Source organism: Ligilactobacillus sp. LYQ139, from assembly GCF_045033025.1.
In the GTDB taxonomy this organism is placed as follows: domain Bacteria; phylum Bacillota; class Bacilli; order Lactobacillales; family Lactobacillaceae; genus Ligilactobacillus.
In genome coordinates, this window is sequence record NZ_JBJFZW010000001.1 from 165815 (window position 1) to 179772 (window position 13958).

The following is a 13958-nucleotide window of genomic DNA, read 5'->3' on the forward strand; positions in this document are numbered from 1 at the left end:
ACTTCTAATGCACACCTTTTATCAAAAATGACTCCTAGTTTTATCTCTAGTAATTTCATATACGATTAACCTGATAATTATATTCTACATGATCAATCCCTCATTCCTGGTAAAGATTTCCTTATAAATGACACGTACCAATACCTTCGAGTTATATTGCATTCTCGTTATCAACAGGGTTTGCGTAATTTGAGGAGCTACGGCTCCCCTTTATTACCTAAAACACCAAAAATCCTGTTGATATAGTTTAACATTTAACCATATCAACAGGATCTAGTGTAGAGCCAAAGTAATAGTCTATGTAGCAGAAATGTGTGACTTTAATTAAATAATTTCTGCATAAAACCTATGTTACTGTGAATCGAGATATTCAATCATAATGGCAAAAATAATTTTAATTTCTTACTATACTCAACTAACGAATTACTGCTGAATTTTCATGTACAGCATTGTAACATCAATATTTATTTATTAGCATCAAAATTAAATACACTACTAATAATATGCTTATATATTTCTTCATTGTTAACTATAGCCAATGCTAAATTATCAGTAGCTCGAGAACAATTAACGTAGAATTCGTTCTCTAAAAAATAATAGTCATTAGACACTTTAGTTAACTTTATTGGACGATGGGGATTAGTGTCATCTTTCTTGTATATGAGACCTTCATCTATATAAGTAACAACATTTGAAAATTGATTACCAATTACACCATGTGTATCTTGGAAAAAAGGAATATCCAAATAAGAATCAGCACTTACTTTATTCAAACGATCCCCAGATGGTTTTATAAAAATAAAACCTTCTTCTATTTTCTCTTTAATCCAAGGCTTAGCGTCTCTAGAACTATTAAAGAATCTTACGGTTACATAATTCGACAACTTGCCTAAATCAATTTGTGCCGGTTTATTAACTCCAACCTTATACATAATTTTATCTATAAAGTACGTTATATATAAGTTTGACCTGATTTTTTTGCTTAATGATACTTTGTAATCACATAAATTATTAATAAAATATAACCCATCTTTTTTGCTTAAGCTTTGGTTTTGATCGTAAAACATAATGATTTTTTTATCCGGGTTGTTAGTAGCAAAAGTACCGATCATTCTCGCTTGGTCGAGATATAATCTCTGTGCTTCATCAACAATTATGTAATCATAGGCGGAAAGATAGGTATCATAAATTGATTTCGCTTGTATAAATGTCACATTATCTAACCTACTATTTAAAGTTTTGTGCCCGTCTTTCATAGTACCTGAAAAAATAAATAAAACATTTTTCCCTTCGCGAGATAAACTTTTTGCCGTATCCAAAGCTACTAAAGTTTTTCCTGTACCTGCATTACCCTTCACTCCTAGTATATTTCCTTTATGACGATTATGGAGTATATCATCCTTTACTTGTACTTGTTGTTGGGTTAAATAATAATTATCATTTATAAAATCATCAGTTTTTTTGATAGGGTCAATTAAGTAATCACTTGGACGTAAATTTTCAACTAAATTCTCTGATATGGCGTTGTCTGGACTACCAAGCTCCAAATATCCGATAAATTCTTCAATATCAATCAATTTCAAAGAATCGCTTAAAACGTCATGCGTATAAAAATCGCATTTTTCGTTTTTTATTAAAAATAATACATCATGTATTTGTTCTTCTTGAGGACGTACAATCCTTAATATTCTGTTTTGATTTCTAAATTTCCTTTCAACTTCTTTATATACATTCTGATCCCTAAGAGAACTCTTTAACTCTATATTGATTATTGATGACTTTGTAAACCGTAAAATATCAAAGTCACTAACAATATTAATATCTGTATCAAAGAAAAAACCTGTAATGTCATTATACATGCCGATTCTTTCTTTCAATAATCTGAATAAAGTAATAGTTGTCTTAATCTCTACATCTTTCTGATTACAGTGGAAATAATTTTCTTCAGCTTGTCTTAGTAAATTTCTTCCCGCTAGAGATAAATATTCATTTAATGTGATAGATTTCATAAAAGTCACCTCTTTTAAATTGTAACAGAAGATTATTTCTAATACACACCATAGTATTTAGATACATAAATAGAGTATAAATAGATCTAGTGGGTAGCTTATAAAGCCTAGAATTATGATTAGTTAATCCTGTCATATTATGTTGCATACTAATGCGAAAATAAAAAATACCGTTCTAGCATAGACTATATATTTCATCTATTGGAATAACCTTTTTCATACTAAAAAAACACGCACCACCCTCTCGAGTCGTGCGTGTCCTTCAATATTCACTTAACCTACACCGGCATCACATGAATCATAATCAAGCCGATCACCATCGATGCCAGCAACGTAAAGATTCCCGGTACGATGAAGCCGTACTTGGTGGTGCCGCCCGTTTCGTCGATGTCCGCCGCAAACAGCATCGGTGGCTGGGCCGGAATGACGAACACGAAGTTCAGTGCCTGCACCGTTGCCAGCAAGAACAGCGGCGTGATTCCGAGGCTCAGCGCAATCGGGAAGATGACTGCAACCGTGGCCGACTGCGACATGATGAGCATCGATGCCAGCATGATCAGCGGTACCACGATCCACGTATTGTGCGTGACGATTGAGCCGACCAGCTGCTTTAACAGCACCAGATTGTGCGGGTTATCAAAGAGCGTGGAGCCCAACCAGCCTGGTCCGAGAACGGCGAGTAAGCCACCAAACGCAGATGATCCGATCTTCGTGGCAAAGAGCGCCTTAGCAAAAATACCCGAGATTCCCCAACACGCACACGCCGCCGCTCCCACTAAAATCCAGCCACCATACTGTTTTCATTACACAATCCCCCCTTTACGTTCCCGTTATCTCCCTTGATAGTACCGGTTTACCGGCTTGTATGGTACATTTAGGATAGATGAAATCAAAGGAGGCCTTTATATGGCAATTAACATTTACGACACGGTCAATCAGCTTGCTAAGGAGCTCCCGCAAACCGAGCAGTACGGTAACGTCAAGCTCGCCTTTGCTGCCCTAAAAAACGACTTGATGGCCTATAACACCTACAAGAAATTCATGGATTTACAAGCCAAGATGCGGACTAACCAAATGACGGGCCAACAGCCCAATGAAGACGACCTCAAGCAACTTGAGGACCTTGCCAAACAAATGCAGGACATGAAGCCGGTTCAGAGCCTGATGGAAGCCGAACAAGCCCTCAACCAACTACTAAACGACATTAATAGTAGCTTGATGAAGCCAATCGAAGACATTTATAAGGACCTTGGTCCGAGTCAACCGCAACAACCTAACCAGTCCAAGTAAGCACTAGCTTAGGCTAATTATTGAAACATAAAACCCCGCAGCACATGGCTGCAGGGTTTGTTTTTACGTTAATCGCTTTTTAGTACATCTGGAAGTACTGCTTGCGCTCCCAGTCACTTACCTGCTGGCGGTAAGCGTCCCACTCGATCTTCTTACCTTCCACAAAGTTGTTGTATAAGTGACTGCCAAGAGCATCCTTAATGACGTCGTCCTTCCGGAGTTCCTTCAAGGCGTTGTGTAACGTTGACGGCAGATCAACGATACCATTTGCGGCCCGTTCTTCGTCCGTCATCGTGTAGATGTTACGGTCAACCGCAGCTGCCGGCTCAATCTTGTTCTTCAATCCGTCAAGCCCAGCTGACAGAATAGCGGCAATGGCCAGGTATGGGTTAGCTGATGGGTCAACGCTCCGGAGTTCAAGCCGGGTACCCATCCCCCGGGCAATCGGCACTCGCACAAGTGGTGACCGGTTCCGCCCAGACCAAGCAACGTAAACCGGGGCTTCAAAGCCCGGTACTAACCGCTTGTAGGAGTTAACAATCGGGTTTGTAACGGCCGTAAAGTTCCGGGCGTGCTTCAGCAAACCACCAAGGAACCAGCGGGCTTCGTCAGACAGCTGGTCGGCGCCCTCTTCATCAAAGAAGACGTTCTGGTCACCCTTAAAGAGTGACATGTTGATGTGCATCCCCGAACCATTTACCTGGGCCAGCGGCTTTGGCATGAACGTTGCGTGGAGACCATGCTTCCGGGCAACGGTCTTTACCACTAACTTGAACGTCTGGATGTTGTCGCAGGCGTGGAGGGCATCGGCATACTTGAAGTCAACCTCATGCTGGCCAGGAGCGACTTCGTGGTGGGAAGCTTCCACGTCAAACCCAAGCTTTTCGAGTTCTAACACAATTTCCCGCCGGCAGTTTTCCCCTAAGTCCACCGGAGCTAAGTCGAAATAACTTCCCTGGTCGTTGAGCTTCTTTGTTGGGTTACCGTCTTCGTCCATCTTAAAGAGGAAAAATTCCGGTTCCGGCCCGATATTGAAATCAGTAAAGCCTAACTTCTTCATTTCGTCAAGCACCCGCATCAGGTTATTCCGCGGATCACCCATGAACGGGGTCCGGTCGGCGTTGTACACCTTGCAGATCACCCGCGCAATCTTCCCGTGCTCGCTGTCCCACGGGAAAATCATCCACGTTGACAGGTCCGGATACAGCCACATGTCACTCTCTTCAATCCGGGTGTACCCGTCAATTGAAGAACCGTCAAACATCAGCTTATTGTCCAGCAGCTTATCTAACTGGCTCACCGGGACCTCCACGTTCTTAATCGTCCCGTACAGGTCTGTAAACATAAGACGGAGAAACTGAACGTTTTCTTCCTTAGCAATGCGCCGAATGTCGTCCTTCGTGTAATTATGCTTTACCATGCGATTATCGCTCCTTTATTTTCAAGGCCGAAGACTGTGGTGGAAAGGCTGCTCAGCGCCCTCATTCATCCCGCCGATATTCATGAATTCTTGCCGGAGAATCCGCCGCATCTCGTCGTCAGACAACGACTGCTGCAACTTCGCTTGCTGGCGCCGGCGTTTTTGCTCCTGCTCAGCGTACACCCGCTTAATCCCCGCAATGTTAAACCCATCGTGCAACAGATCCTTAATCTCGAGGAGCCGGTCAACGTCGTTAAGCGAGTACATCCGGTGGTTTCCCTCCGTTCGCTGTGGCACGACCAGCTGGTGCTCTTCGTAGTAGCGAATTTGCCGGGCAGACAAGTCCGTCAGCTTCATTACTGTTCCAATCGGTAGGACGGCAAGTGAACGCCGTAGTTCCTTCTCACGCATATCCTTCCTCCTCGTATGTGCCTATCATAGCAAGCCCCCTAATATAAGTCAACGTTTCACGTTAGCTTTTCTAACACAGATTACTGTTCGGGGGCAAAAAAGGTTTCCGCCACCGCGTGAGCTACCGCCACCTTAATGTGGGCATACGCCAAGCCCCCCTGAATGTACAGGCAATACGGTTCACGCAGTGGACCGTCACACGACAGCTCAATCGTTGAACCCTCGATAAAACTTCCCGATGCCATGATAACCTTGTCCTCGTAGCCATCCATGTAGCTTGGAATCGGGTCAACAAAGGCATTCAGCGCGGAATGGTGCTGAATGGCCCCGCAGAACTTAATCATCGGTTCTGGTTTGCCAAAAATCACCTTCTGGACAATGTCCGTCCGCGGCTCGTCCCACTTCGGGCTAACATCCAGCCCCATCTTTTCAAGGAGCGCCGCCTCAAAGATGGCCCCCTTAATGGCATCGCCCGTCGTGTGCGGTGCCATGAAGAAGCCCTCAAAGTAGTCGCGCATGTATGCGTATGTCGCCCCTTCGGCCTTGCCAATCCCGGGCGCCATCAACCGCGCACCACACGCATCAATCAGATCCTGCCGGCCAACCAAAAACGAACCAGACTTAACGAACCCGGCGCCAGCGTTCTTAAAGAACGATCCCGCCATAAGGTCAGCTCCGTAGAAGGTTGGCTCCTCCGTCTCCGAAAACTCGCCGTAACAGTTATCCACGAAAATAATGACGTTGGGCAAAAGCTGGCGGACAAAGGCAATCATTTCCTTAATTTCCGCCACGGTAAAGCTGGCCCGGGTCGCGTACCCGCAGGACCGCTGGATGGCAACCACCTTGATGTGGTCGTTGGCCCGCAGCTTTGCGGCCACCCCATCGTAGTCCACCTTTCCGTTTGACAAGAGCTCCGTTGTGTCAAAGTCAATGCCAAAGTCCTTCATTGTCCCCGGGTTATCGCCGGCAATCCCGATGACCTCCTGAATCGTATCGTACGGCGTCCCGGTCATGTAGTATAATGTATCCCCCGGCCGTAAGCACGCAAAAAGTCCGGTGGAAATGGCGTGTGTGCCCGTTGCCAACTGCGGCCGGATTAACGCGTCGTCCGTTTGAAAGTAATCGGCAAAAATTGCCTCGAGTTTATCGCGCCCGATATCATCCGTGCCGTACCCGGTCGAACCTACGAGATCCTCTTCCGCCACGTGGTGTTCACGGTACAAATCCAACACACGCTGCTGGTTGTAGAGCACTTGTTCGTCAATTTCCGCCAGCCGCGGTGCAATCTGCTGATCAACTTCTTTTATCATGTCCTGTAACGTTACCGGCAAGCCGGCCATCCAATTTTTCATCTACTTCACTCCATCTTGTAACCACTGCTTAACGTCTACTTCAATTTGCTGTTGCTGCTCCGGGTGGGCTACCAAGTCATACCAGTGCACCGTCATCTGGTTACGGAACCACGTTAACTGCCGCTTCGCATACCGGCGCGAATTTCGCTTAATTAATGCCACCGCATCCTCCAGGGAATCCTGCCCCGCAAAGTACGGATAAAGCTCCTTATAGCCAATTCCTTTCCCGGCTGGCAAATTGGCGCCGCCCTGCTCGTACAACCACCGCGCTTCATCGACTAAGCCCGCCTTAACCATCGCGTCGACACGGGCATTGATGCGTGCATACAATACTTCGCGTGCCGTCGTTAGTCCGATAATGTACGGATCAAACAAGGCCGCGTTCGCCTGCTGGGCAGAAAACCGCTGCCCGGTCCGCTCGTAAACTTCCAGTGCCCGGATCACCCGCCGCTCGTTATTGGGCGGAATCTTAGTGGCTGCCGGCGGATCCACGGCATTGAGTTGGTCCCATAGCGCTTGCCGTCCGTGCGCTGCCGCGTATGTATGCCATTTTTGCCGGATTGTATCGTCAGTATAATGGTCGTTTCCCAGTGTTAGGTTATCCACCAGCGCCTGCAGGTAAAAGCCCGTCCCTCCAACTAAGAGCGGTAGGTGGCCCCGCGCCGTGATTGCGTTGATTTGACAAGTCGCTTCGTGCATGAAGTCCGCCACGGAGTACCGGTCCGTTACGGCCACAATGTCAATTAGGTGATGGGGCACGACCCGTTGCTCTGCCGGCGTGGCCTTAGCCGTCCCAATGTCGAGGTGGCGGTACACCTGCATTGAATCACCAGAGATGACTTCCCCGCCAAACCGCTGGGCCAATTCCAACGACAACGCCGTTTTCCCCACCGCGGTCGGGCCCACAATTAACAGTACTTTCGGTTTCATCCGCCCACCTCTTTCCGGTTAAATTCTAACCCGCATTATACCATTTTAGGAGAAATTTTAAGCGTATTCCCTAGTATTTTTTCCGCCAATCCGCCATAATAAGGGTAACGGAACGAAGCAAAGTGAGGTGGACTTAATGAAGACATTTGGTAAAGGATTTGTTGTTGGTGTTGGCGCAACGCTTGGAGCATTAGCCGGGTGCGCGTACTATTTCAAGAAGACGGTCGTTGACCCGATTGAAGAACGGGAAGCCGTTTTAGACGAGCACCGGAAGCGGGCTTTACGGAAGAGCCGTTCAGCCCACCAGGGCTAAGAAAAGCACATAACTAGAAAGAGAAGCGGGCTAGTAATTACTAGTCCGCTTCTTGCTATATTTAATCAAACCTGAACCTGACGATCAAAGTACCCCAACTCATTTTCATGGTGAGTGACACAGATGAATGTTCTTGACGATTGGTATTTTTGAAGTAGTTTGAAAAACTTATGCGTTGCCTTCTGATCAAGCCCACTGGTAATTTCATCAAACAGGATAACATTCGCCGAAGATAAAAGGGCGCGAATAATTAAACATTTCTGTCGCTCACCACCAGACAAAGAATTAATAAGCTCCCCGCTTGTTTGCTCTTTAAATCCGCTAATGAGCTTGGGCGAAAAGTCAAAATACCGCATCATCTTCACTACCTGTTGCTCATCGACTTCGCTGTTCATGTACGCAATATTATCGTAAATGCTCCGGTTAAACAGCACAGCATCTTGATTAACATACGTAACTTTTATTTGCCGGGGAATCAAAACACTTCCTTTGGCAGGCGTTAAAATTCCCGCAACTAGTTTAAGGATTGTTGACTTTCCCGCTCCATTAACGCCCACTAACGCGCTTGACGCATTGAGGGGAAACCGTGCGGTATATCCATCTAAAAGTGGCTCCCCCTTTTTATACTGATAGGAAACATTTTGTAAGCGGATTTCAGCTGTTCCACCCTGTTTTACTGAAGAACTCTGATTCAAATCAATCATATTAAAGTTCAACTGCCGTAAGGCTTCGACTAAGCGGCCGAAAAGCTCCATTCCGGCAAGTAAATCACTCCCAAAATGCGATAAATTCATAATTGAATACACCATTACCAAAATAAGGGTAATTGCCTGGACTGTTCCATTTGTTACCATGCTTCCCCATCCAAACAATAAAATTACACATAGCGTTAATAGAAACTGTTGCACCATATTCAGCCGATCAATCCGCCCTTGAACCCTACTGTATGCTTGACGTTCACTTTCAAGGACTTGTTGATAGGCATCACCCTCAAATGCAAAGGAACGGTATGAATAAACAGTGTTTTTGTTTTTTAAATAATCATCCAATTGCTGGTCAGCAATGATCTTACTATTGAGCGCATCTTTAATTCCCCTTTTATTTTGACGGGATAACAAAATCGATCCTAACAAGTACAAAATGAAAAGAATAATATATCCGCTTCCTAAGAAAACATTCATCGTTGCTAACGCAATGGCATAAACGACTAGCGTAATCGTTGACTTTAATAGATTATTTAATACGTCGTGAATAATTCGCCGCAAGGATAGCGAAATTTCGCTCACAATACTTTCGAGGGTTGCGTCCTTATATCCCAAAAAATATTCATACCGTTGGCGGGTTAGAAAGTGAAAAACAGTTAATTTAGAATACTTCCGCACCATTTGTACCAAAAAACTAGTAATAAAGTTAACAACTGCCGGAAGGAGTAGCGTTGCCGCAAACAATAGCAACATCCTGTAATCAACCGTTTGGTGCCGCATAATCCGTGCTAAAATGAACGGTTGACTACAAATACCGACGTCACACAAAGTAATAATTAAGGCTGCTAAGGTTAGTTTTACTAATCCGATTTGATGAAAAAGATAGTGGAAGAATTGAAATACGCTGTTTACCCTTAACGCATGTACCTTCATTACACTTTCCTCCCTTTTCATTAACGGCTAGCCATTTAATTAATGTGAGCGGTTCTCATTTATTATTAATTTAATTATAATTAACTGCATAAATAATACAATCCTTAATACTAAAAAAGACTGATATCCCTTAGGTGGAAATCAGTCCTTTAACCTAAAATTCACACGTCCTAGTGCCCGGTCTTAACCTTACCGTCCCAGTCACTAAAGCCGTTCTTTAGAATTGCCAAATCAGTAAAGCCCGCCTTCTTGAGCTTTTTGGCCACCTTTACGGCTAGCGTTTTCCCGTCTTCGTAAATGTAGACGGGCCGGTCCTTCCGCAAAGCGCTGATGAAGAGCTTAAACTGGGAATACGGCATGTTCCGTGCTCCCATAATGTGCTTTTTCTTGAAGCTTCGCTCTTCACGTACGTCAATCACCTGCGCGGTGTGGAGCCCCTTTTTAAACTCGTCGTTTTCCAGCAACTTTGCGTAGCGCTTGGCGTTTAACGTGCTCAGCCACGGGCCGATGAACATCCACGCCAACAGCGCAATTAAAATAATATCAATCCAAATCCAAATTGATGATTTCACAACAATCCCTCTTCCTAATCAACAAACTGAAGTGCCAGTGAAGCTGCCCCGAGAACACCAGCCGTGTTTCCTAACTGGGCAAGCCGCAACTGCGTCGTTTCCCGAATTGTCGGAAAGGCATAGTGCTCAAAGTAGTGCTCAACTTGATCCAGCAAGAACTTACCAGCCGCCGAAACACCCCCACCAATCACGATATAGGCGGGGTTAAGGATACTTGAAATGTTCGCGCAAGCCATCCCCAGGTAATGGCATACCTTATCGACCACCATCTTAGCGAGTGGGTCGCCCTCTTTTGCCAGATCAAAGACCAGCTTAGACGTAACCTCTTCCCCCGCATCACTCATCTTCTTGAGTTCGGAATTGCCAGCATATTCTTCCGCCATATCGTGGGCGATGTGCACCACCCCAGTTGCAGAAGCGTATGTTTCCAAACAACCGTGGTTGCCGCACGTACACAGGTAGCCTTCCGGTTCAACGTTGATGTGCCCAATTTCCCCGGCAGCCCGCATTCCATGGAGGAGGTGACCGTCAGCAATAATTCCACCACCGACCCCGGTTCCAAGGGTCACAAAGACCACATCGTTGGCGTTTTCGCCGGCGCCCATCCAGCGCTCACCAAGGGCGGCAACGTTCGCATCGTTATCCAACACAAACGGCATCCGCGTCCCGGCTTCAATACTTTCCTTCACGTTTTGGATGGTCCGCCAATTCAGGTTATACGCACCAACCACCGTCCCGGCCGCGATATCAACCGTTCCCGGCGTCCCCATCCCAATACCGTAAAAGTCATCCGGGGTCATGTTGTACATATCCAGGTGGTGATTAATTGATTCGATAATGTCCGGAACAATGTGGGAGCCGTCATCTAAAATATTGGTCTCAATGCTCCACTTCTGCTGAATCTCGCCATCCTTGGTAACGATCGCAAACTTAATCGTTGTTCCGCCCAAATCAACCCCAATGAGCTTCTTTTCCATCTTTTTGTATGCCTCCTGCCTAATTCTGCTTGGCCTGCTCGCGCTTCTCCTCAACCGCATGCTCACGGTTCAACACGAGCTTCGCTTTCACGAAGGTCTGCTTATCAACCACGCCCGCCTCGTACAGGTGATCCAGTTCTAAGGCCATTAACTCGATGTCCCATAACCGTTTGCCCACGTAGACAAAGACATTAAACTGTTTTAATAATTGCTGGACATCGTACAGGGTTTTCATCCTGCTCGCCCCCTTACTGCACTCATTCTGCCAAGGCAACACGGTAGCATTATAGCATACCGCCGGCGCTGAATAAACCGCGGATTAGACCGCTTTCATCATCAGCCCATAGCCGGCAATTACCGCGATTACCCCTAATGCCACTAACGCTAACCCCCGCTGCCAGCGAGGTACCCGGCCAATCCGGGGAGCCGCCAACACGTACGCCAGTAAAAAACCACCAAGCAAACCACCAAGGTGTCCTGCAAGGTCAATTCCACTGCCAAACATGTCAAACACCACGTTAAACAAAACCAACGTTAGAAAAGTTCGGGCCGTTTGCCGAATTCCCGGTTGCTCGTAAAACGCCACACCCAACATCAGGTACGCACCAAACAGGCCGAAAATGGCTGTACTGGCCCCTGCCGAAACGGCCGGCGTAAAAAAGTAACTGGCAATATTACCTGCTATTCCGCTCCCCAGGTAAATTATTAGAAAACGCCAGTGGCCGAAGAGTGGTTCGGTCGCCACACCCAAAAAATAAAGCGTCACCATGTTTAACACAATGTGCTGCACTCCCAGGTGTAAAAACATCGGCGTGACCAGCCGCCACCACTGACCCACATTAATTAGCTGGTTGATTTTTGCCCCAAAGGCCACTAAGACCTGCGGCTTCGTCGGTCCTCCCGCAAGTACCATCGCAATGAAAACCACCACGTTGATTCCAATCAACAGATCAGTCACCAGTGGTTTATTCCGCCACGTTTCGGTCAATCCCATTCACCCCAATCAAAAGTTTAAGCCGCACGTCAGTCGGGTCCACGGGCCAATCAGCTTGGACTACTTGGCGGACAGTATCCATTAAGGCCACCGTTACGCCCGGATAGTCCTGCAGGTAGCGGTCATAGTAGCCCCCACCAAATCCTAACCGATCATGCTGCAAGCTGAACGCCAGCCCCGGGACCACGATGAGGTCGATGGCCTCTTTGGCAAGCGCCGGTTGTGTTGTATGCGGCTCCCAGATTCCCCCAAACGGACTTTGCTGCCACGTTATCTCTGGTTGCTGACAGTCCCAAAACGCCATTCGGCGGTGGGGTAAACACCGCGGCACTGCCACCCGTTTACCTTCTGCTAACGCATGCTCAATAATGGGTTGGGTGGCCAGCTCAGTGCCGCTACTAATCGTCACGCCGACTGTTTGGGCACTTTGCCATTCCGGTGATTGGTACAGGTGGGCTAAAATACCCTTTTCGTCGCAATCCTGCTGTCCTGTCCGCACTGCTATGCTAATTTGCTCAAGTTGCCGGCGCCGGGCCGTTTTTTTATCCATCATTTTCTCCTTAAAAACCACAAAGGGGGCCGTAATCAACATTACGGTCCCCTCGTTATTTACTTCGTTTCCTTGTGTAACGTAACCTTCCGCTGCTTTGGGCAGTACTTCTTCAGTTCAATCCGGTCCGGATTGTTCCGCTTATTCTTACTTGAAAGGTACGTTTGTTCACCACATTCTGTGCACTCTAATGTGATATGTTCACGCATGCGTCTAACCTCCAAACTATTCGAATATATTCTACTAGCGCTAGGCTAACAGCAACCATTTTAGCATTTATTCCTAGGAAACGCTAGGGGGACAGAACACTACTTGTTGATCTTATTTTTAATCCGTTCAAACAACGATTCGCTCGCCACGCTCTCCCCGGAGGCCACCGCAAAGTTTCGCAGTGCTTCCTTTTGCTTCTTGGAAAGCTTCTTCGGTGTTTGAATCTGGACGGTCACCTGTTCGTCCCCGTTGCCGGTTCCCCGTAGCCGCGGTGCGCCCTTGCCCCGCAGCCGGAAAGTCGTTCCGGTCTGGGTACCTGCTGGAATCCGCAACTCAACATCCCCGTGAACGGTTGGAACCTTAATCTCATCTCCCAGCGCCGCCTGCACGAAACTGATCGGCTGATCAAGGTAAATCTCCGCTCCGTCACGCTTAAACTGCTTGCTTGGGGCAACCCGGAATACGATGTAGAGGTCCCCATACGGCCCACCGTTCTCACCAGCTTCACCCTGGCCTTGAAGCCGCATTTGGTTACCATCCTCAACGCCGGCCGGCACGGTGACTTCAATGGCGTGCCGCTCCCGGACGTGACCGCTGCCCCCACACGTTGGACACTTTTCTTTGATTTCCTTTCCGGTTCCGTGGCACACGTTACATTCTTGCTGGGAAACCATCTGACCAAGCGGGGTTTGCCGTTGAACCTGAATGAAGCCGCGACCGCCACACCGGGAACACGTTACCGGTGAAGTTCCCGGTTTCGCACCCGTTCCATGGCAGTCCTTACACGTATCTTCGCGGGTGTATTCGATGTCCGTCTTCTTCCCGAAGACAGCCTCTTTAAAGGTTAGATGCATCTCGTATTGCAAGTCGCGACCCTGCCGCGGTGCGGTAGCCTGCTGGGCTGCGCTTCGGCCGCCGCCAAAGAATGAATTAAAGATGTCATCAAAGCCACCGCCGAACCCACCGTTAAAGTTGGCCCCGCCAAAGCCACCGGCGCCACCACCATTAAACTGCTGTCCGGTTGACCCAAACTGATCGTACTGGGCCTTCTTTTGCGGGTCGCCAAGAATATCATAGGCGTCGTTAACTTCCTTAAACCGCTCTTCTGCGCCCGGTTCGTGGTTCAAGTCCGGATGGTATTTCTTAGAAAGCCGCCGGTACGCCTTTTTTATTTCGGCATCCGAGGCATCCCGGTCAACGCCTAATACCTTATACGGATCACTTTCAGCCATTTTCTTCCTCCATTAAAACCAACCAGGGGCGTGGCCTCTGCCACCCCCCTGGAATGCAACC

At 47.2% G+C, this 13958-nt stretch carries 16 protein-coding genes; 2 read left to right on the forward strand and 14 right to left on the reverse strand.

The window, feature by feature from the left end:
• Positions 1 to 464: 464 nt before the first annotated feature.
• Together ACI3E1_RS00770 and ACI3E1_RS00775 are read right to left on the reverse strand one after the other, a co-directional pair.
• A complete protein-coding gene (locus ACI3E1_RS00770) occupies positions 465 to 2009 on the reverse strand; it encodes a DNA/RNA helicase domain-containing protein (protein WP_405023774.1) in 1545 nt (514 codons plus the stop codon).
• A gap of 278 nt (positions 2010 to 2287) precedes the next feature.
• Positions 2288 to 2785, reverse strand: a complete 498-nt coding sequence (locus ACI3E1_RS00775) for an anaerobic C4-dicarboxylate transporter family protein (RefSeq protein ID WP_405023775.1) — start codon at positions 2783 to 2785, stop codon at positions 2288 to 2290.
• 130 nt (positions 2786 to 2915) lie between these two features.
• Between ACI3E1_RS00775 and ACI3E1_RS00780 the strand changes: the two genes are divergently transcribed.
• The gene (locus tag ACI3E1_RS00780; protein ID WP_405023776.1) at positions 2916 to 3299 is read left to right on the forward strand and encodes a YlbF family regulator; all 384 of its coding nucleotides are present in this window, start codon (positions 2916 to 2918) and stop codon (positions 3297 to 3299) included.
• Positions 3300 to 3378: 79 nt separating this feature from the next.
• Here ACI3E1_RS00780 and glnA read toward each other — a convergent pair whose 3' ends face one another.
• The 4 genes from glnA to miaA form a co-directional block, all read right to left on the reverse strand.
• Positions 3379 to 4719 (reverse strand): type I glutamate--ammonia ligase, encoded by a 1341-nt coding sequence (glnA, locus tag ACI3E1_RS00785; RefSeq protein ID WP_405023777.1) that lies wholly within the window; start codon positions 4717 to 4719, stop codon positions 3379 to 3381.
• A gap of 21 nt (positions 4720 to 4740) precedes the next feature.
• Positions 4741 to 5130, reverse strand: a complete 390-nt coding sequence (locus ACI3E1_RS00790) for a MerR family transcriptional regulator (protein ID WP_405023778.1) — start codon at positions 5128 to 5130, stop codon at positions 4741 to 4743.
• Positions 5131 to 5210: 80 nt separating this feature from the next.
• Complete coding sequence (locus ACI3E1_RS00795) at positions 5211 to 6482, reverse strand: aminotransferase class I/II-fold pyridoxal phosphate-dependent enzyme (protein WP_405023779.1); 1272 nt, start codon at positions 6480 to 6482, stop codon at positions 5211 to 5213.
• A complete protein-coding gene (gene miaA, locus ACI3E1_RS00800; protein WP_405023780.1) occupies positions 6483 to 7412 on the reverse strand; it encodes a tRNA (adenosine(37)-N6)-dimethylallyltransferase MiaA in 930 nt (309 codons plus the stop codon).
• A 136-nt stretch (positions 7413 to 7548) separates the two neighbouring features.
• On the opposite strand from miaA, the gene ACI3E1_RS00805 reads away from it, so the two are divergent.
• Positions 7549 to 7725: a DUF3042 family protein gene (locus ACI3E1_RS00805; RefSeq protein WP_405023781.1), complete on the forward strand. Its 177-nt coding sequence runs from the start codon at positions 7549 to 7551 to the stop codon at positions 7723 to 7725.
• Between the two features lie 65 nt (positions 7726 to 7790).
• Here the strand turns inward: ACI3E1_RS00805 and ACI3E1_RS00810 are convergent, their stop codons facing one another.
• The 8 genes from ACI3E1_RS00810 to dnaJ form a co-directional block, all read right to left on the reverse strand.
• Entirely contained in the window at positions 7791 to 9362 is a 1572-nt protein-coding gene (locus ACI3E1_RS00810; RefSeq protein ID WP_405023782.1) for an ATP-binding cassette domain-containing protein, read from the reverse strand.
• A gap of 170 nt (positions 9363 to 9532) precedes the next feature.
• A complete protein-coding gene (locus ACI3E1_RS00815) occupies positions 9533 to 9934 on the reverse strand; it encodes a rhodanese-like domain-containing protein (RefSeq protein ID WP_405023783.1) in 402 nt (133 codons plus the stop codon).
• Between the two features lie 14 nt (positions 9935 to 9948).
• Positions 9949 to 10911: an ROK family glucokinase gene (locus ACI3E1_RS00820; protein ID WP_405023784.1), complete on the reverse strand. Its 963-nt coding sequence runs from the start codon at positions 10909 to 10911 to the stop codon at positions 9949 to 9951.
• A gap of 19 nt (positions 10912 to 10930) precedes the next feature.
• Positions 10931 to 11146 (reverse strand): YqgQ family protein, encoded by a 216-nt coding sequence (locus ACI3E1_RS00825; protein ID WP_405023785.1) that lies wholly within the window; start codon positions 11144 to 11146, stop codon positions 10931 to 10933.
• Between the two features lie 84 nt (positions 11147 to 11230).
• Positions 11231 to 11899: a rhomboid family intramembrane serine protease gene (locus ACI3E1_RS00830; RefSeq protein WP_405023786.1), complete on the reverse strand. Its 669-nt coding sequence runs from the start codon at positions 11897 to 11899 to the stop codon at positions 11231 to 11233.
• Positions 11877 to 12455 (reverse strand): 5-formyltetrahydrofolate cyclo-ligase, encoded by a 579-nt coding sequence (locus tag ACI3E1_RS00835; protein WP_405023787.1) that lies wholly within the window; start codon positions 12453 to 12455, stop codon positions 11877 to 11879. Before ACI3E1_RS00835 ends, ACI3E1_RS00830 begins: the two co-directional genes overlap by 23 nt.
• 59 nt (positions 12456 to 12514) lie before the next feature.
• Complete coding sequence (gene rpmG, locus ACI3E1_RS00840) at positions 12515 to 12664, reverse strand: 50S ribosomal protein L33 (RefSeq protein ID WP_283581633.1); 150 nt, start codon at positions 12662 to 12664, stop codon at positions 12515 to 12517.
• Between the two features lie 99 nt (positions 12665 to 12763).
• Positions 12764 to 13897 (reverse strand): molecular chaperone DnaJ, encoded by a 1134-nt coding sequence (dnaJ, locus tag ACI3E1_RS00845; protein WP_405023788.1) that lies wholly within the window; start codon positions 13895 to 13897, stop codon positions 12764 to 12766.
• Between the last annotated feature and the right edge of the window lie 61 nt (positions 13898 to 13958).